The organism is Neptunomonas sp., assembly GCF_041601355.1.
GTDB lineage: Bacteria > Pseudomonadota > Gammaproteobacteria > Pseudomonadales > Balneatricaceae > Neptunomonas.
In genome coordinates this window covers 23906-42743 of record NZ_JBFIIH010000008.1, presented here as the reverse complement: position 1 = coordinate 42743, position 18838 = coordinate 23906, and the positions used below count along the sequence as shown (strand labels likewise).

Annotated in this window: 11 protein-coding genes; 4 read left to right on the top strand and 7 right to left on the bottom strand. The window is 46.3% G+C overall.

Going from position 1 to position 18838, the window contains the following annotated elements; genetic code table 11:
• The first annotated feature begins 51 nt into the window (after window positions 1-51).
• Window positions 52-525 carry a peroxiredoxin gene (locus ABY436_RS02600; protein WP_372737470.1) on the top strand — a complete coding sequence of 158 codons (474 nt, stop codon included), beginning with the start codon at window positions 52-54 and terminating at the stop codon, window positions 523-525.
• A gap of 53 nt (window positions 526-578) precedes the next feature.
• Here ABY436_RS02600 and ABY436_RS02595 read toward each other — a convergent pair whose 3' ends face one another.
• Both ABY436_RS02595 and ABY436_RS02590 read right to left on the bottom strand, forming a co-directional pair.
• Window positions 579-1658, bottom strand: coding sequence for an AI-2E family transporter (locus tag ABY436_RS02595; RefSeq protein WP_372737469.1), 1080 nt, complete (start codon window positions 1656-1658; stop codon window positions 579-581).
• A gap of 26 nt (window positions 1659-1684) precedes the next feature.
• The gene (locus ABY436_RS02590) at window positions 1685-1921 is read right to left on the bottom strand and encodes a sulfurtransferase TusA family protein (protein WP_372737468.1); all 237 of its coding nucleotides are present in this window, start codon (window positions 1919-1921) and stop codon (window positions 1685-1687) included.
• 119 nt (window positions 1922-2040) lie between these two features.
• On the opposite strand from ABY436_RS02590, the gene ABY436_RS02585 reads away from it, so the two are divergent.
• Complete coding sequence (locus ABY436_RS02585) at window positions 2041-3474, top strand: M48 family metalloprotease (protein WP_372737467.1); 1434 nt, start codon at window positions 2041-2043, stop codon at window positions 3472-3474.
• A gap of 108 nt (window positions 3475-3582) precedes the next feature.
• Here ABY436_RS02585 and ABY436_RS02580 read toward each other — a convergent pair whose 3' ends face one another.
• Window positions 3583-4134, bottom strand: a complete 552-nt coding sequence (locus ABY436_RS02580; RefSeq protein ID WP_372737466.1) for a TetR/AcrR family transcriptional regulator — start codon at window positions 4132-4134, stop codon at window positions 3583-3585.
• Window positions 4135-4216: 82 nt separating this feature from the next.
• Between ABY436_RS02580 and trpB the strand changes: the two genes are divergently transcribed.
• Together trpB and trpA are read left to right on the top strand one after the other, a co-directional pair.
• Window positions 4217-5446, top strand: coding sequence for a tryptophan synthase subunit beta (gene trpB, locus ABY436_RS02575; protein ID WP_372737465.1), 1230 nt, complete (start codon window positions 4217-4219; stop codon window positions 5444-5446).
• Window positions 5443-6225: a tryptophan synthase subunit alpha gene (gene trpA / locus ABY436_RS02570; RefSeq protein WP_372737464.1), complete on the top strand. Its 783-nt coding sequence runs from the start codon at window positions 5443-5445 to the stop codon at window positions 6223-6225. The genes trpB and trpA overlap by 4 nt, the downstream gene beginning before the upstream one ends.
• A 90-nt stretch (window positions 6226-6315) precedes the next feature.
• Here the strand turns inward: trpA and ABY436_RS02565 are convergent, their stop codons facing one another.
• Genes ABY436_RS02565 through ABY436_RS02550 form a run of 4 tightly spaced genes read right to left on the bottom strand, consistent with a single transcriptional unit; the run spans window position 6316 to window position 18824 of the window.
• On the bottom strand, window positions 6316-8769 hold the full coding sequence (locus ABY436_RS02565; protein ID WP_372737463.1) for a hypothetical protein: 2454 nt from the start codon (window positions 8767-8769) through the stop codon (window positions 6316-6318).
• Window positions 8770-8775: 6 nt separating this feature from the next.
• A complete protein-coding gene (locus ABY436_RS02560; protein WP_372737462.1) occupies window positions 8776-13644 on the bottom strand; it encodes a DUF6603 domain-containing protein in 4869 nt (1622 codons plus the stop codon).
• Window positions 13645-13703: 59 nt separating this feature from the next.
• Window positions 13704-15848 carry an anthrax toxin-like adenylyl cyclase domain-containing protein gene (locus ABY436_RS02555; protein ID WP_372737461.1) on the bottom strand — a complete coding sequence of 715 codons (2145 nt, stop codon included), beginning with the start codon at window positions 15846-15848 and terminating at the stop codon, window positions 13704-13706.
• A 45-nt stretch (window positions 15849-15893) separates the two neighbouring features.
• Window positions 15894-18824: a LamG-like jellyroll fold domain-containing protein gene (locus tag ABY436_RS02550; RefSeq protein WP_372737460.1), complete on the bottom strand. Its 2931-nt coding sequence runs from the start codon at window positions 18822-18824 to the stop codon at window positions 15894-15896.
• Window positions 18825-18838 lie beyond the last annotated feature (14 nt).

The window sequence follows — 18838 nt, the reverse complement described above, 5'->3', positions numbered from 1 at the left end:
CCATAAGCGTAGTAACCACGCCGCTTTTTTGTAAATAGAGGTGAAAGAATAATGCCAAACATAGTTGTAGGACAATCTGTCACAGACTTCACAGCATCAGCCACCAGCGAAAATACGCTTTCCTTATCAGATTTCAAGGGTAAAAATCTCGTCATATTTTTCTACCCTAAAGACAATACGCCGGGCTGTACTACCGAGGGACAGAATTTCAGAGACCTTTTTGACGAGTTTGTTGCAGCCAATACTGTAATTCTTGGTGTCAGTCGTGACAGCCTGCGTGTACATGAAAACTACAAAGCCAAACACAGCTTCCCTTTCGAACTCATCAGTGACCCGGACGAGACTCTGTGTAAACATTTTGATGTGATTAAATTGAAGAAACTTTATGGAAAAGAGTATATGGGTATTGAGCGCAGTACTTTTCTTATCGATACACAAGGTGTACTGCGTCACGAATGGCGAAAAGTAAAAGTTAAAGGTCACGCCGACGAAGTCCTGGCAACGGTTAAAGCACTGAGCAGCTAAAGCCCTATCAAAAAAATGCTCAGCACTCTGCTGAGCATTAGTTATTCATCTGACTATGCCGCTATCTCTTTATTTGCATCAGCATCCATCGGCCCCGGCCAGGCATTCAGTATTGCTTTGACCAGCGTCGCTAACGGAATAGCGAAGAACACACCCCAGAAGCCCCAAAGTGTACCGAAAATCAACACCGCTACGATAATAGAAATAGGATGAAGGTTAACCGCTTCAGAAAACAGCAGCGGCACTAACACATTACCGTCCAATGCCTGAATGATCCCATAAGCGATCATCAGGTACATAAACTCGCCGCCCCAGCCCCATTGAAAGAATGCAATAAGCGCTATGGGGAATGTCACCAAGGCCGCTCCAATATAGGGAATCAAGACAGACAAGCCGACCATTATCCCTAACAAGGCAGCATAATTAATTCCAAGCCAGAGGAAAGTTAAATAGGTCACGGTGCCGACGATAAGAATCTCAATCACTTTCCCACGAATGTAGTTAGCAATCTGATCATCCATCTCTTGCCATACGGTGGTCATCATTTTACGTTTGTTAGGCAGAAAAGTGACCCACCAACGCACCAGTGTGCGTCCATCTTTGAGGAAGAAAAACACTAATATAGGCACCAGCACCAGATACACAAGCAGCGTCATTATCCCCGTCAGCGAGTTCAGCGAGAAAGTAACTACCCACTGCCCGGCATTGGACAACTCACTGGAAGCGAGTTGCATTATATCCCGAATCTGAGACTCCGAAATCCATTGCGGGTACTCCTGCGGCAAAACCAGCAATAGCGCCTGAACCTGCTGCACCATGCGCGGAAGCTCCTGAAGTAACGTCGTCAACTGCTTCCAAGCCAATGGGAACACCACCAGCGAGAGTGCCAGCAAGAAGCTTATAAATGCTGAAAAGACAATGACCACAGATAAAATATGCGGGACTTTCTTTTTTACAAGGATATCAACTCCGCCCTGCATCAGAAAGGCCAGAATAAGCCCGGCAAAAACTGGCGCCAAAGGCTTACCTAACGTAAGAATAATCAGTAAAAAAGCACCGATTAACAGAAACAGAAACAGTGCTTCTTCATCAGAAAAATACCGCTCTATCCATTTTGAGATAATTGCTCTCATGGTTGATCTATCCAGTTAGTTATAAGTTAGCCGCGCCGAATCAGGTAAGTATATTCGGATTCACCAATGAACGAGTTCAATAACTCGTGGTCAGACTGATCAGTAAAGGCTTTAAAATCCCTGACCGATCCAACATCTGTAGCAATAACTTTAAGCACTTGCCCCCGGGCAAGTTTATTTAAAGCCTGCTTTGCCTTAAGTAACGGCAAAGGACAATTTAAACCGCTAGCATCTAATACTTCGTCAATTTTACATTCTTGCATTTAAGGCCCGTATTTCAAGACATTACAAAAATAATCGCCATTTGCAGGCACCGGTAATAGCAACGCGGTAAGATAATGACATGCTTCACACGACCATGAAAGAGAACAGGAAGGACTGAATGCGCTTAATTCACTTTATTTTATGTGCTGCAATGCTATCCGGGTCGCCGTTGAGCGTTGCGGACAATAATTTACCGGTTATTGCAGACACCACCTCCGGCATCATATCTCTTGATAAAGAGCATAGGGTCGGCCAGGCATGGGCACGCATTTTGCGAGGCAGTGCCCCATTATTAAATGACCCTGTTACTTACTCCTACCTTAATGATCTACTGTGGCAGTTAACCGCACATAGCCAGCTACAGGATAAGCGTCTCGATCTCATTGTACTGGACAACCCGACACTGAATGCTTTTGCTGTCCCCGGCGGTATCGTAGGGATACATGGAGGACTGTTACTGTCTGCGGAAAAAGAGGATGAACTCGCTTCGGTTATTGCCCATGAGCTGGCACATCTAAGCCAACGACATTTTGCAGCACAATTAGAAGAATCACGCCGCAACCGCCCTTTCACGATGGCTGCTATGCTAGCCAGCATTCTTATTGCTGCCGCTGACTCACAGGCGGGTATGGCGGCGATCACTACGTCCATCGCTGCCCAACAGTCATCGAGCTTAGCGTTTAGCCGCCTCAACGAACAGGAAGCTGATCGGATTGGCATGCAAAATCTGGCAGAGGCTGGTATTGACCCTAATGCGATGCCGCGCATGTTCTCCAGAATGCAGCAGTCTCAGCGCTTTCAGGGAACCCGCCCTCCTGAGTTTCTATTAACCCATCCGGTCACAGAGTCGCGTATCGCTGATTCATTGAACCGAGCCTCACAACTGCCAGTACCTTCAACCAGCCGAACATCTTTAGACTTCGACCTTACCCGCACCCGGATGGTGGTACATTTTTCAAGTAATCCGCAAAAAGTGCTAAACCATTACCAATCAGCCACAAAATCAACGCAGCAACCTCTGGACTATTACGGGCTGGCTGTTGCTGCTATCCGCATGAACCAATTTAAACTGGCTGAAAGCGCCTTAAAAAAATTGCCCGCATCGTGGAGGCAACACCTGTTTGTCAAACTCACCGAAGCAGAGCTGCAACTCGCGGCTGAAGCATGGTTAACCGCCAGCAAGCAATTAGAAGAGTTAAACAGCCTTTTTCCCGACCATTATGCGGTCGAACAACTACTGGCAAAAGCCTATATGGGAGCAGAGCAACCCAATAAAGCAATTAGCATATTGAACCGACTTAAAAAGGACTACCCCACTGATACTAATGCGTGGTATCTCCTTTCAGAAGCTCTGGGCCAGGCGGGTAAAACCGTTGCTGTTCATCAGGCAAGAGTAGAATATTTTTTACTGACCGGGCAAATTGACAAAGCACTACAACAAATTATTTATGCCCACCGTGAATCAGGACTGACCTCATCCGATAAAGCACGACTGGTACAATTAGAAATAGACACAAAGAAAGTAAGAGACGAGATGAAAATGGATTTTTAGACTGATACTTTCCCGGTTCTGAAAAGCCCGATGCATACCTTCACGGCCATGGTTATCATTCGCCAAAAAACCAAACCACGACCGGGGAAAGTGTTTACTGTAAAACCTTTACGTTAGTACCCGGGATAAAGCGGCTTCAATAACGTCCTCAGCAGTAGCTTCCCCTCCCGACAAAGCCGGGATTAATAGCGACTCCCTACAGATAGCTATTGCCACCAGCGCTACACACTCCTGGTGCTCGCCGCCATGCTTCTGAAGTAAGGATCTACAGTCATCCTTCAATGCCTGATCAAAGCCTGCACACAGCTGATAGGTCACTTCATCCAGTTTGTGACGTTCGCCATAACACATTCGGTAAACAGCCAAATATTCAGGAACACCAGCCAACTGACGAAAAATCGCCACCATCCCTGCTACCAATGACAAAGAATCATCATCTAAGATTACCTGTCTTTGGCCTTGCGCCTGCAGCAAAAGCTCCTCCAGGAGTGCTATTAACAATGCCTGTTTGGTCGGGAAATTATTATACACCGTGGGCTTAGACACCCCTGCCGTTTGTACGACCAAATCAATCGATGTGCCCTGATAACCCGATGTCGCAAACAACTGTCTCGCTGCATCCAGAATCACTTGTTTTTTAGAAGGACGACCACGCGCCATAAAAACTCCATTGACGCCAGTAAGAATTTTTATTATCTTTACCGAACCGTTTAGTTAATAAATTAGTTATATAGGCACGATCATGAATGATGAAGGACGTTTTGGTCAATACGGCGGGAGCTTTATCCCGGAAATACTCTACAGTAGTCAGCAACAACTACTAAAAGCCTATCGTGAAGCCATGGCTGACACCTCTTTCGTTCAGCTCGTCAAATCTGAAATGCAGGATTTTTCAGGACGCCCTACCCCACTGACTTATTGCGCTAACCTGACGAAAATGATCGGTGGCGCACAGATCTATCTGAAACGTGAAGATCTGAACCACAGCGGTGCCCACAAGATGAATAACGTCATAGGTCAGGGCTTACTCGCAAAGCGCATGGGTAAAAAGCGCATCATCGCCGAAACCGGTGCAGGCCAGCACGGTGTCGCCAGCGCGCTGGTTGCAGCCCGTCTGGGGCTGGAGTGCACCGTATATATGGGTGCTCATGATATCGAACGCCAGTATCCCAATGTTTTCTGGATGAAACAGCTCGGTGCAACGGTTGTACCGGTAACCACCGGTGCAGCCACTCTCAAGGATGCATTAGATGAAGCGCTACGAGACTGGTCCTCCAGCTATGAAGACACATACTATCTGATTGGCACTAGTTGCGGTTGCGCGCCTTACCCGGAAATGGTCGCAGGTTTTCAGTCTGTAATCGGCGAAGAGGTAAAAGAGCAGTCACTCCAGCAGTTTGGTAAATATCCCGACCGCATCTATGCCTGCGTCGGCGGCGGCAGCAATGCTTGCGGCATATTCTTACCTTTCGTCGATAGTCAAACTGAGCTTGTCGGTGTGGAAGCAGGCGGACGCAGCAATGCCCCGGGCGAGCACGCTATGCGCTTTAATACCGACCAGGCACGCTTTGGCATCGCTCAAGGCTTTGCCACCCGCTTTCTGCAAGATAGCGAAGGCCAATTACAACCCACACATTCGATATCAGCCGGATTGGATTACGTTGGCGTCTCTCCGATATTGGCAGACCTGGAGGAAAAGGGAAAAGTCCGCATGACCAGCGCCAACGATGTTGAAGTCATCGACGCCTTTAAAATGCTCACCCGCCACGAAGGTATTATCCCTGCGCTTGAATCCTCCCATGCGGTCGCAGGAGGGTTAGCAGAAGCCGCCAGCATGTCTCCTGATGAATATATTGTCATCAATATCTCAGGTCGCGGCGACAAAGATATATTCAATATAGCCAAGGCATTGAATGACGAACCGTTCACTGATTTCTTGCATACATATTTAAAAGAGGAGACAGCAGAATGAATAAACTAACCTCATACATACAGAAACAGCGAGAAAACAAACCTCTTTTGATGATGACCCATGTCGTTTATGGCTATCCGAATATAGAAAAAAGTCTTGAAATCATGCAACTGATGCTAGAGAAGGGTGTAGAAATTCTCGAAGTACAATTTCCGTTTTCTGACCCGGTAGCGGACGGCCCAACCATTACCACTGCATGTCATCATGCCCTGAAGCACAAGCCCACCCTTAGCCAATGCCTTAAAGATATAAAAAAGCTGGCCCGGCAATACCCAGACAGTCGCATGCTGTTGATGAGTTATCTTAATCCCCTGCTACAACCAGGGTTTGAGTCCTTAGCAGAGCAAATGGGCGACGATATTGTCGGTGTGATTATTCCTGATCTGCCAATAGACCACCACGACATGCTGACTCCACTTATCAATAAAGGCATTTCACCAATCTGGCTAATCACCCCGGATATGCACGAAGATCGTATCCGCCTGGTGACTGAACAGGCTCAGGGGATGCTCTACTGTGTGAGCCGTTCCGGTGTGACGGGACAACAATCAACGGGTGAGGAAGCCACTAAGATGCAATATATGCAAGGCTATTTAAAGACGATCCGACAATCTACCTCGCTGCCGCTAGCGGTTGGATTTGGTATCAATACTCGTGAAGATATCGCAGCGTTGAAAGGGCATGCAGACGTCGCTATTGTTGGTTCAGCATTTTTGAATGCCTTCAATAACGAAGGATTACACGGCGTATTAAAAAAACTGAACGAATTGCAGCAATAGACGCTAAAAATCACACAGAAGAGTGACTGATAACCCACAACTCTTCTGTTGACTCTATACTGGTAAGACTGATAGTCAACATACGCGTCATTACTCGCTTGCCTTTAACATATACCGTACCTTTTGCACCCCTTCTGCCATTTGTAAGGCAAATTGTGCTGAAGTAAACTCCGGTTGATCATCGTTCACCTTTACATCAATGTTACTTGCCAAGACCTCAGCATTAATGACGCGGGTGTGAGCCTCAAACCAAGGCTTAACATCGGTGTTCTCAACGCTCAGTGTAGTTTCTCCTCCATGCTTATCTTTGAGTTCCCGATAGTAATAGTGTGAAGCATTACTTTCTGAGGGCGTCGTATCAGGACGGTTAAAACCAAAATGGAGTGCTTCAGGCTTTTGATGGATATCCAGTGATTTAACTTCACCTGAAAACAGGCACAACAAAACGTTCGGCGATAGCTTTTTCATTTTAAGTAATTGTAATTTATTTTCTATTTCCAGCCAAAACGCCCCTTCCCGTTTCTCGACAATGTAGATGTCCTCATTTTCGTTTACATTAATTTTCCAGGACTTTCCCTTCACGAGCGCGGTGATATAAATATCTTCATCTTCTGGCAGCAAAAAACCAAAATGTCGGTTTAACACGCTAGTTATTCCGGCATTCAATGCCTGCTCAATCGCCTCCTCTTCGGCAACGCTATGCTGGAGACCTGATGCGTTATCAGGTTCACGGAAGGGATGCTCATAATTAGAATGTTCTACCCTTTCATCGTAGGCCTCGATTAATAAATCCGGCCAGCCTGATACTAATTCTGACCGAAGTAAAACGCCGGTTACGATCGCATGTGGTGCGGCTAGCAATGTCTGATCGTTAACTTTATCGCGATCGAAATCTGACGGAAGCACCCGCCCGATACTGAACGCACCATCATGAAGGCTACGCACCCATTGTGGATCAACCCAAAAAAACCTCAGAGACTCAGGAGGCAGCATTTTCTCGTCGGGCAATAAGTAGTTAAACGGCACACCTTCCAATAATGATAAATCGTGAAACCAATCAATAACATCCACCGGCAAATCACTGTTGATGGTCTGTGCTTCAATAGGCAAATGTTCAAGCGCCTGCATCGCCTCAACTCTTTGTGCTTGATGGCGATGTCGTCGTTTCCAATCAAACAAACTTACGGCTACCTTTTCGTTTTGCAGGGTTAATAATCGACCCAGCTCCCAGGCTGCCGCATAACTGCTATCCAGTAGTTTGGTTTTAGGGTTGTAATGGCGAAGTTGATCAGACTTATATACACAGATCTTCTTGGCATGTCCTGTCACCTCTCCCGGCGCCAATGGGCCGTGATACCAGGATCCTGTCGTATTACCTTCCATCATGTGATGTGGTAAACCCAACCAACCCTGCTGAATATAGGACAAGCCCTTTTGGAAGACACCATCAGGCAAACGAACGGTGCTGGGCGAGCGGTCCAGACCCTTACCTAAACCTTTAAAACTATGCTCTTCTCCAATGCAGCTAAAACGCCAACTTTTCAGGCTGATCATACGAACAAAATCTTTACGGCTACCCTGATTTTGTGCTGTTGACAAATGTTCGGCTAAATCCCAGATATCAAGATTCTTTGATCCTACTTCGTACTGACCTTCTAAGGAAACCAGATGCGCAACGCTCATTTTACTCGCGCTGGGCAACCGGCTGGCTATCAAGGTTGCCATCGCCTCACCTAGCTTGCCATGCCCGTCAACAGATTGACGCACATGTGCCAACATGAGCAATGATTTTTTACTAGGCAGCACGTTAATCAATAAATTGCGGTCGATGTCTATCACTGAGACCGGATCTTCATCTTGTTGACCAGACTCATGCACAAATGTAGGCGCAAAAAGATTGACTTCACGGCCGTCAAGATCAGCTGTTTTTTCAATCGCCCAGCGTTTTGATTGACCACTGCCCTGGAGTTGAAGTCGAGTGCTTTTAGGGCTGGATACCGAGCCTGCCTGAAACGCCTGCTCCTTAACTTTGCTTTGGCTGACGTCTGAACCCCGTGCGCGTTCGGCACCTTCATTCTGCTCTTTGGTGGCAAACTCCGACTGATCAAACACCAACAACGCCATCCAGGATGTTTTTAAGGCGGGGTCATCTTCCTCAGGCAGTGAGTGGTCTCGCGCGATAACGGGTCGCTCCCACGGCAAAGTACTGCGCTTAAAGCTAATATGTGGCAAGACACTGGAATGCTCCCCCAGACTACCGGCAGGAGGAAAAACAGCATGAATAACTTGTGGATCTAGACTAAAGCGCGGCCCCTGCACTGCAAATTTCCGGATTTGCGATACAAAAGTTTGATCCTTGATCACCTCAAGCGTTTCTTCCTGAAACTTATGAGGTTGATCAGGAATGGCGACTGATATCTGACGCGTCGCATGAATAGATTGTTCAACTGAAATACTGTAATCACCGTCGGGTAAGGCAGGACGATGATGATCGATAAACAACAACTGCCCGGTCGGGCCTTTCAGTGTGCTTACTATAGCCATGGTGTATTAGCCCCGCGCCTGTTTGCTTGAAGCTTGCAAGGTGGATTCAAGTGGATGATTGAATACACCCACGACATCCATCAGCCCTAACTCTGTTAAAATATCATCTCGTAAATCAGTGGCTCGTTTAGCGGCAAAGGAGTCCTCGATCTGTGCTGTATCATTTGATGGTGCGATATACTCCGGAATCTGCTGCCACTGATACTCTAGCAGCGGATCTTTGCCATAAACCGGCGTGACTTCATATTGCAACTCACTGCGCTCTATGAGCAGTGTCTTATGCTCTTTAAGCAACACCGCAGGGTAAATCTTAAGCCCCGCTAATAAATTAGATATCAAGCTACGCTTAGGATTTATGTCGGGTTTATTAAGGTATTCCTCTCCAGAACCATCAACAAAGCTGGGGGCTTCCCACACAGCCGCAGGTAAGCGTTTAAGCACCGGTTCACAGCGAAAATATTCCGAACCATCGCTACCATTACGCAATATCTTAATGTGATGTCGAGTCGTCAACCCATCGGGCTTCACACCCATTGAGGCGATACCAAAATCAGTTTCAATATTGCTCGCAAGATGATGATCAATGCCATTTAATTCAACAAACTGATTACCATGAACCAAGGGCGGGTTGGTGCCGCATTGTGCATCGGTGATCGGAATCATCGAATCCGTCACTAGACAAAAATCTTTAGCAATCATAATCCAACGATCGCCGCTGGAGCGAATCAAGCCTCCCTGTACGGCGACGCCACAAACAGCGGATGCATCCACCTTTTGGATTGCCTTCGGTTTTGCCGGATCTTTTAGGGTCTTCGGTAGAAATGCCAAATAAAATTTCTGCCAGTTAATCGGCCTTAATTTAGGCGCTCCTTGACCAAACTTAACGTCCAGCGTATGACTGATCACCCAGACTTTTAAATATATTTTTGCCTCACCCGCAAACTCAGGTCCCCAGAGGTGCATATCTGCGCCCACATCCAAAGAGAAATGTTTCGAGCAAAATAGTAGATGTGCTGAAATATCTATTTTTAGATCAAGTTTGACTTTGCCGTCGTAATGAAATGGCTGCCAGGTAATGATGAAATCAGCACTGATATGAAGATCAGCCCGAAAATCTATCCCGGCTATACCAATATCAAAGCCGCCATGCATGGTGGCATCCAACGCCCCCCCCGCCATAAAGGCATGTGCAGTTAAGGCATAATAAACCGCTCCCTTCAGGTCCAGGTTTGCTGCACCCAAGTGCCAGTTAAATGCCAGGCGATTGGCCGTGGGGTAATGCGCTGGCCGGATAAAGTCAGGGTGATATCCACCCAGGGTGTAGACGAAATCACCCGCGTGGTCACCGCCAAACCAAGCAAAGTAAGCAAAATCTCCGGTTAAATGACAATCCTGGCTTAGGATGTATGACCCCGGGGCTAATTCAGCTTTTAAACCCACCACGCCCTCAACAGGGCGAAAGTAAGCCTTCCAATTCATATACACTTCCGCCAATAAAGAACCGGGCTGCCCGCCTGCTTCTTTTGAGGGAATCTGTAAATGTGAGACACCCACCAAATCAAATTGGTTCTGTTCGCCAAATTGGGCAATCACCAGCGCAAAAGAATCAATCAGCTCAAACGAGCTAAATTTCACGCCAATGGCTAGAAATGCCTCGCCCAACATGGGAGGCACATAAGCCTCCAGACTGGCCAATTCCGCCGCTAAATTTGGTGTTTGGGCTCTGGCTCCGTCTTTGGAGGCTGCATTGGGATGCGGCCCAGCGATGGCTTTGGTCACCAAGGGGTAGTTATGGATTTGTTCAACGCCAGGCACTATCGCTTGCCGGTTATAACCAAATCCTGCCGCAAGCCCAGTGACAAAGAAAAATGGCGGGCCGCCTAATGGATACTCCAACAAGGCATAAATGAATAATGAAGATTCACCCTTATATTCAAAGTATGAGCCGATCGCAGAAAGCGATAAAGCTTCCGTTCGTAATACCGCCTCACCCGAATAGGCGGTGATAGTTTCATGCACATTAGGATCTGGATCAGGTATTTGTCCTTTTAAGAAGGCACCACCCAATTCAATGCTGCCGCCTTTATAGTCAATACCAATGCCGCTGATATGAAAATGCGGGTCAAATTCAGTTAGCGGTGTATCCACACCCAAGCCGTGCAGCGATAAAGTGAGCGCGCCTACCGTCAGCCCGCCATCCAGATAAATAAACAGTAAGCCACCCTTAGGCTCAAATTTTACCCCTATACGCTCAATATGAATCGGCCCAAAGTTCTTTTGAATTTTAATCCACTTGGTACCCTCGGGCGACGGTGTCACCGCTACGGCATGCGGTGCTATGGGTAAATGCGGTTTTTGTCCTGCGTCCATATCAGGATCATGAACAAAAGCGGCGTCCTTGCTGTTACCCGTTTTGACGGGAAGATTAAGCGTAACCGTCATACCATCCATCAAAATACTGCAGGCCACTGCCGAGCCCTCAAGCTTCTGAGCAGGAATGCTGATATCGCCCGTCATATTTAAGTCACCGATAACGCCAAGCTCTTCTTCTTCAAAAGCGCCAGGTCCCGTCGCAAGCAAAATTTGTAAATCTAACTTCAGTGATTTAGGCGGCCCACCAGCACCCATTAATGGAATGTTTGGCAGTTTTACATTGGATAAGTCGATACCTGCATCTAAGCTGATACCCAATAACCATTTTTTCTTAGGATCTGCGTCTTTCGCTGTACTTTTCTGATGCGCGATAAAAACGCCGTGTGATTCAATATTAGGCAGATGTTTGCCCGGTGCAAGATCCTCTAGACTCAGCGGATGGTTTGGGTCAGCTCGGTAAGCGGCAATCATGGTGCTCAGCGATTCACTGCCACTCGCCAATGTGATGTCCCGTTTATCAAACACCACATCAAATTCGTGCAGCACCTTATTATTATCGTCGCCCGTTTCGAATTGGATGACGCCGCTGAACGTTTTGCTGACAGAGCCATCACTTAAATGCTTAACGGTGATAGATACGACCGTCTTAAGTAATATCTTTTCCATCCACAAATCAACTTCACCCGTGAAGATAAAATCTTTACTGGCAGTGTTGAAATACACATGAAGATTCTTAAGTGTTTTACCTTCCAGGCTGGCACAGCCTGCATCATCCACGCCGAGTTGATGGGTGAGTGCTTCGAGTAAAACATCAATATGGATGACTTTCCCAGGCGCAGTGCTACCCTCAATCTGCCACCCCTGATCATATAAACCTGTCAAATAGAACGCTACACTGCCCATTTCAAGTGTCGCTGCTATCCCGCCGCTAAACTCTTTTCTGCCTTGAATATGCAAGCTGATTTCACTGAGCGCGAACTTATGTACAATCGTCCATTGTTCAGGCACATCAAACATCAAGCCCATTTGACCACTGCGATAATTATATTCAACCCGCAGATTATCCAAGGTCAGCTTATCAAGACCTTCACTCTCGCCCAGCAGTTTTTCGAGTAACTTGCCAAGTGGAATTTGATTTCGGGCTTGTAAAAATAAATCCGCGCTGGGATATGAGCCACCGCACATCAACCTGATCGGTGTATCTCCTTTGCTGGCATCACCCAATGCAGCTTCTGCGGTGATATCCGCGAATAGCAAACGGCTCTTTTTGTGTAGCGGATTATAAATTTTTACCCGAAACGAGAGGCCCTCTAAAGCCAAACTGATTGGCGCAGGCACGACCTCCCAATGCTTTTTGTGCAGCTCTATATCAAATTCGATCTTAGTCAGTGTTTTCTCTGATTTTGAAAACTCAAACTCAATATCAACTTCGGTGTCGGATCCAAACTCGGAATGAGAGCTGGGCATACCCAGTGTTTCAGACTCACCTAATAAATCTGTTGGGTTGCCTAAATATTTACCCTTGGCGGTAATCACATCACCATCGATCGGGTATTCGAGATTAATCTCAATCATATTACCGAGAAGATCAAAATCGGCTTTTAAGCCAATGCGGGTATTGTGGGGCGAATAATACAGTGGCGCAGTAAAAGTCAACGCAGCGTTGTAAAAATGTAATTCACTCACGCCAAACTCAGTGCTATGAGGTGGCATTTGAAGTTGTAAATATCGCGCTAAGCGGCTGGTTTCCTGATTACCTATCTCAGGTTTTGCATAGGTTGTTTTAGCCTTAGCAAATATACTATTCGGCATATCGCCGAGAAACTCGCGCATATGTGATAAACGATCCATGACGGGTAGCTGCTCATCTCGCTCTCTTTGATACGGTAAGCTCTGCTCATCGTCTTCGATGACGCCATGGATACTTCTTCTCAACATGCCTAGCGGCTCTTTAACAAAGCCCCACATGAACAAGCCGTCTTTGACAATCTCTTTGTTTTCTTTACGCCCACCAAAAGGTTTTCCATTTATTCTTACCTGCTGGCTGGGGCGAGGTACGCGTTGTAAGTCTTCCGGGATGAGTCCTAAAATAGATTTCACTATCGCTGAGTCTTGCTCACGATTCCAATGAATAAACACGGCATTTTCGATCAGGGCAGGCCAGATTTTCTCAAACTGCTCACCCTTCATCCATACATACACCCACAATGCTTTATCCAGACCTAAAAAGCGCAGGTTGAAATGCCTGAAAGTATTACCCTGTTGCCAGACCCCGGGAAGCTGCGGAAAACAATAGCCAAAGTTCCATGGTTGTTCGGGATAAGCACACACCACAACCAGATCCGAATGTTCATGGATGCCGTAGGTTTCAATATGGCAAGGAACACCCAACATTTCTCCATCGCCCCCTTTTTCGGGTAAGCGAGACACGCCAAGTGCCAGACGAACATCATTCGCACACTCCGCGCTGACCGTCGATAATGAAATCCAGTTATCAGACATTTAACACTCCATACCCTTAAGAAGGGCGAACTTTAATCGGCGAGTAAACTCTGTTTTCGTCACAAGGTTTCCGCTGTATCTGGCGTGGGCGTTCTATCCGGAATGGTGATATTCGCCTGAAAATAGGCATTTCGAATATCTTTGGCCTGTTTTTTCCCCGTGCTTTGAATCACTTGCCTGGCTAAAATGTCCATGGATTTTTCAGACATGGCCACTTCACTCTGATTATTTCTTTCGTCTACACCGCCCCAATAAGTGAACGATCTTGCTTCAAATCTAACGCGTAGTTGCCCGTTCAGAAATAATCGAGAAAGCAAAACCCGAATGAATTTCAGATCGATGTCTGTTAAAGAATCCCGCTCCTCGGCGACTTCTTTGAAATATTTTTCAGCGCTTTTAGGCGCTTTTTTCAGGTCTGATGGTTTAGCCACCAACGCAAACAGACGATTGATCCAAACATGGTTAAACATCACAAAACATTTACTGCGCAACGCCAGACACACATTCAAAAACCGTGCATATTCATGTTCTTCAAACACCGTATATTTGCTCATATTCCGGTCTGTACCGCTGATTAAGCTTGGGGGTAAAAAAACGGCGACGGGGAAATCAATCTCATCGATGCCGGGTCGCCCACCTTCATCGCTGTGAAATGCAGCATTGGGATAGGTAAAGTGCTTACGCACGTTTTCCTTGTGTTGGTTATATTCCTCAGACTCCACATACTGCGGCCCTTCTGTCCCACCAACTTTTTCCAACATGACCGAAAATATAAAGGCATTCAAATATTGCACTACCTCTGCGACTGCGGAGTTGATGTTGCCGATTTCTGTATCCTCTTTTATGCCCAGTTCGTCATAACCTGGAATAACCTCGATGATCATTTCATCCCGAGCACGCGTCTCTAAGGCAAACCGTTTCGACCCAACCCGCAGAAAAAACCCGACATCACGTTCTTTTAAAGATTTTTCAGCCGCCTGAGCTTTTTTACGTTGATCCAACGTCATCTTAAAATCGCCATATCTGAGTAAATCTTTCCAACCGATAGGGGGACGAACAGGCCACACTGCGAAGAGATCATAATCACCCGTGACGGCATTTTTATACAATTCGCTCTTTGCCATTGCGATAGCTTCTGCGCTAGCGTCTTCAGCAAGATCCGCCATCTTGTAGGGTGGGTAAGGGTTCTGCGCCACACATAAGGGATAGAAGATATCGGTTCCAGCGCCGCCCAATTCTAAATTAAAGCCTTTATAAGTATTTAGGACTCTTCGCGCTTCCTCACCTTGAATTGGCTGGGTATCGTCTTTATTCGCCAGCGGTGCGGGCTGCTCTTGAATAACCGAGCCCACCGTCCTTGCGTTACGGTTTTTGCGCTGGAGTAACTCATAATCACGACCATCTTGTTTTAACAGGGTCGAGATCTTTTTCTCCAAGAAGTTTTCCCATTTATTAGGTTTCTCCTTTTGCTTAAACACGACCCGCCCGTGATACACCTGCCATAAAGGTTTTCCCGGTGCATATTCGCCACAACGCTTAAGCATGAACTCCATCACAACCGTCTTGCCGACTCGTTTTTTCGGATCTTCAAAATGCGCTGCGATACCAACGATATCGCCGTTATCTAACTCTTTATGGTCGATGATACCGGCGTTGGGGTCGTCCAATATGCCAATGACACGCTCATCATAGAGTTTAAGGGGGATAAATGCGGTTTGACCTGCCTGGATCGCGCGTCGGAAAACCTCATCATGTTTTTGTTGTGATTGAATAAACTTAAAATACTTTATGTAATTATCATCGTTATAAGCAATTTTAGCGTTACCCTTTTTATTAAAGCAGGGCAGCTGACATAAGAAGCCGCTCATCGGCCCCCAATCACAAGATTTGGCTTTGATTTGGTAAGATTTAAGATCATGCCCATGTTTAACTAACTCAAGCACCGCCCCACCCGGCGCGCGGCTCATCACCACGCAATTGGTTTCTTTAGCCGTCAGACTAAAGGCTTCGACAATATCAGCAGGAAAGCCATGACTATCCAATAAATCTTGCCCGGTTTTTATTTCTGGTGGTTCCCCGGACACGGGCGGAATAGCATCACTGGCGTGCATCGCTTGCCCTAACGCGGGCGCTTCCTGAATACCATGTTCAAAGGCTTCAATTAACGGTGCAACTTGGTTACCCTTACTTTTACCTTTTGGCATGATATTCTCTTCTTTAATTAACGCTAATAGTGAGTGATATCTGCCCTAAAGTTGAATGACGTATATCGTACAGCCTTCAACGATTGGCACATAAGACCCCGAACATTGCGCAGTTAATCTGAAATAATGAGTATGTGCGGACAAACCAAACTTGATATGAAACATACTTTGGCTCATAGAATATTGGTCTTTTGAGTTATATTGCCGACTCATTAAATCGATACTCTTAAGTCTTTCTTTAAGCGCACCACGCTCGGTGTGTAACAGGTCAAGCGAAATTTCCAGGTCGCCATCATGGTGTACTGTCACTTTTGAAAATTGCACAAGAAAAAGCACATCGGCAGTACAACGCAAAGAAAAGCTTTGGTCATATGTTGTTAAATTACGCCGTACATTATTATTTATAAGGGGGTTTAAGTGAGGTGCGTAATATCTCCGCGTATTCTTATTCGAAACAAAGCCATCAACACTTAAACCAGAAGCGCTAACCGTCACTTTATTCGTTGCCTGGCCGCTAGTAGCGCCTGGGGAAAAAACTATTTTGCCGAACTCCCTCAGCTCCATCACATTTTCATTGCGGCGAAAAAGAATTCGGTGGTTGTCGTCTAAACTGGAAATTTCGCCATTGTCAGCAAAGTGTATTTTTGTATCCTTCGACAAATTCACATCATTCTGAAGGTGAAGACTACCCGGCGTGGCTGCAGTGGTTTTGACAAAATCGGCATCGCCCAGGGTGATTCCACCAACCACCGCCAGCTTGCTCTTGGGTGCATCGGTGCCGATGCCAACATTGCCTTGAGCCGTGCCTGATTGCAAAGCCACATGATGTGCATTTGAATCGGTTCGAATATTTAAATGTCCTGTTGCGCCATCGGTAAACAAGACATTATTATGTTGGTCATTCTTTAGTTCGATAACAGCTGACGCTGCTGTATCACTCACCCTCAGGCGCCCTTGATGAACATGCAACTTTGTTGCAGGTTTTGGGATACCAAACCCGACATTACCTTCAACTAATAGCCCACCCGCAGGTGCCTGATGTCGATTGGACCACGTGACGCCTATACTTAATCCGTCCGTTACTGATAACTTACTGGCGGGCTTGTTTGTACCAATACCCACATGATCAGCCAGCAAAAAACGATCAATAACAGCAGGCGAACGATGAAAAACCAGCGGCGATTTCTCTAGCGTCCACGATCGGTTGCCATCCCAGTAACCTTCAATTTTTCGATAATGAACATGTAGATCACTCGCCCCTGTTGGCAATTTTGTTTTAACTGTAAATCGCAAATAGATAGATTGATTAGGCGCTAAAGAATCTGCGCCTAGGCGGGAACCATTAATAACCCACTCAACTTTATCCCCATTTTCGCTAGATTCCACTGAGTCGGATTGCCAATGTTTGTCATTCTGGCACTCAGGTTGCAAAATATTGGGTTTGGAAACCTCTACCGTCACCTTCGACGCTTCGTCTGTTAAAGACCATTCATGGTGGCCGCCGTGATTCGACAACTCGCAAGACAATATAAACTGCGATTGCATATTGCCCGTATCTTTAATCTTAATCGTTCTAACAGGATCAATATTGGTTAAACGGAGCAATAACTTCGTACTGCTGCCATCATTCAAAACCGTATTGGAGCCGACAACATCAAAATGCAAAGGGATAACCTTATAGCCTTTTTGAGTTTGGATCTGCAAATTACGAATCCGCTTACCTAAATTGGAAGCCTCGCCTGCATAAGAGAGTAAAGGACCGGGGCGCATTTCAACCGGAATACTGTACGCACCTGTATCGACACACAGGTGGGGTAACTCAATTTCCATGACCTTGACATCACCCATGTCGTCGCTGACCTCGAGTGATTGATCAACTGGCGACATCAAGTAAACCGACTCGGCGTTTAACTCAGGGTGATCAATATAAAATGCGCACCAATCATCCTTGCGCAGTGCTGGTTCACTGGCTTGTGTTTCTCCATCACTGGCCTTGCTTTTGCCAGAAAGATATTGAAGCCGCCGGGTATAAGCCTCATTTATCTGTTGAATCGATTTGCCTGATAAGGTCGCTTTAGGAAAACGCAGCTCGATATGATGATTATCAATTATAAATTGCTCAACCAACATGTCCGAGTCGTTATTCTTTACATCAGCAAATAGCAAAGGTCGGTTTTGCGCATCGTTATTGCGCAGCGCGATGCTCAACTTATGTGATATTTCACCGCCTTCCGTATAGATAATCGGTTGGTGCTTTTCGTCCCAAAATTCAAACTCAAGTGGCGCAGAAACGCAAAATGATTGCGGCAAGTAAGCGGCATTATCTTGTAACCATTGCTGTTTAATTTCTTCGAAACTAAGTGGGTTGTCGTAAACCCGAAGCTGTGCCAATTTACCATTAAACGCCCAGCCCTCCGAATAATAACCTAGCGTCCATGGCTTATCATTTACCAGATCAATACCAGGCCCCATGAGTTTTGCCGGCTGTCTTTCAGGCACATCCAGATAAAACTCCACACCATCTTCGTGCAAACAGATAGTGAGGTGCCTCCACTCTTTTTCAGTAATGAAAGTTTCTGATAATACAGCTTTGTTATTAAACCAACATTTCAATTGAGAGTTTTGAACATATACTAAAGTATCACCCACAGCTAAGATAACAGCAGGATCGGACTCAATATAAAGCCAGCAGGACAAGGTGATACCCTTCTCCAGAGAGTGGTTTTTCATTGGCAAGCAGAGAGACTCTGAGAGCTTACCGGGCGCATTATTCATCTTCAAACAGCTGCCAAACGGTTCATCCGCTACGATTTTGGGAAACCCCTCAACAATCGCTACTGGTTTTTCGCTGCCTAACACATCTAGAATCCGTGCCTGCGTATGAGTTTTGTCCGGCACTTCGATGGCATCCAACTTCATATACAAGACTAAATTCGGATGCATTCCGAGGGCGGAACCAGTCAATAGCTTATTCATGGCCGCTTCTCCAG

What these genes read in the sequence shown, in the direction of transcription:
- ABY436_RS02590 (WP_372737468.1), bottom strand. Translation starts at nt 1,921, where the DNA reads ATGCAAGAATGTAAAATTGACGAAGTATTAGATGCTAGCGGTTTAAAT.
- ABY436_RS02595 (WP_372737469.1), bottom strand. Translation starts at nt 1,658, where the DNA reads ATGAGAGCAATTATCTCAAAATGGATAGAGCGGTATTTTTCTGATGAA.
- ABY436_RS02550 (WP_372737460.1), bottom strand. Translation starts at nt 18,824, where the DNA reads ATGAATAAGCTATTGACTGGTTCCGCCCTCGGAATGCATCCGAATTTA.
- trpA (WP_372737464.1), top strand. Translation starts at nt 5,443, where the DNA reads ATGAATAAACTAACCTCATACATACAGAAACAGCGAGAAAACAAACCT.
- ABY436_RS02585 (WP_372737467.1), top strand. Translation starts at nt 2,041, where the DNA reads ATGCGCTTAATTCACTTTATTTTATGTGCTGCAATGCTATCCGGGTCG.
- ABY436_RS02565 (WP_372737463.1), bottom strand. Translation starts at nt 8,769, where the DNA reads ATGGCTATAGTAAGCACACTGAAAGGCCCGACCGGGCAGTTGTTGTTT.
- ABY436_RS02560 (WP_372737462.1), bottom strand. Translation starts at nt 13,644, where the DNA reads ATGTCTGATAACTGGATTTCATTATCGACGGTCAGCGCGGAGTGTGCG.
- trpB (WP_372737465.1), top strand. Translation starts at nt 4,217, where the DNA reads ATGAATGATGAAGGACGTTTTGGTCAATACGGCGGGAGCTTTATCCCG.
- ABY436_RS02580 (WP_372737466.1), bottom strand. Translation starts at nt 4,134, where the DNA reads ATGGCGCGTGGTCGTCCTTCTAAAAAACAAGTGATTCTGGATGCAGCG.
- ABY436_RS02600 (WP_372737470.1), top strand. Translation starts at nt 52, where the DNA reads ATGCCAAACATAGTTGTAGGACAATCTGTCACAGACTTCACAGCATCA.
- ABY436_RS02555 (WP_372737461.1), bottom strand. Translation starts at nt 15,848, where the DNA reads ATGCCAAAAGGTAAAAGTAAGGGTAACCAAGTTGCACCGTTAATTGAA.